Below are 692 nucleotides of genomic sequence, written 5' to 3' on the forward strand. Positions count from 1 at the left end.
GATCGACGCCGCCGACGACGCGCTCGTCGGGCACCTGGGCGGCGCCGCGCTGCGCGCGCAATTCGCGCGGCGCGGGCTCGGCTACGGCGGCAGTTTCCAGGCGCTCGCCGACGTGCGTCACGGCGCGCATCGCGCCGAGGCGACCCTGGTCGACCAGGGGACGACGAACGGGCTCGCGGTGCATCCCGGCCTGCTCGACGCCGCGCTGCAGGCGAGCGCCGCGTGCCTCGTCTATCAACTGCGCGACGGGGCCTTCGTGCCGCTCGCGTTCGACGAGGTCGTGCTGTCGCGCGGTACCCGGCCGTTCGCCGCGTCGCGGCTGGCCGTCTGGCTGGACCGCGATGGCGACGCGCAACCGGACACGATCCGCGCGACGCTGCGCCTTTTCGCGGACGACGGCGCGCCAGTGATGGAGGTGCGCGGCATGACGCTGCGCCGCCTCGCGGAGCCGGCGCTCGACGTGGCGCCCGAGGCGGCGGAGCCGACCGAGCACGCGATCGAATGGACGCCGGTCGACGCAGCTGTCGGGCCGGAAGATCCGGCGGGCGTCTGGCTGCTCGTCGGCACGCCCGCGCGCTGCGCCGCGCTCGAGGCAAGGTTCGCGCGCGGCGGCGCCGGCATGACGTTCGTGCGCGTCGACGAGGCGGCGGGGCGCGACGCGATCGCCGACGCGTTGCGCGACGCGCCCGGCC

General features: G+C 76.6%; 1 protein-coding gene. It reads left to right on the forward strand.

Annotated elements, in window-relative coordinates:
* Positions 1–692 (forward strand): polyketide synthase dehydratase domain-containing protein (locus ACPUER_RS36995; protein ID WP_425133607.1); only part of this gene is annotated, 692 nt, incomplete at both ends.

Origin of the sequence: Burkholderia sp. DN3021, assembly GCF_049805555.1 — a bacterium.
Lineage (GTDB): Bacteria > Pseudomonadota > Gammaproteobacteria > Burkholderiales > Burkholderiaceae > Burkholderia > Burkholderia pyrrocinia_C.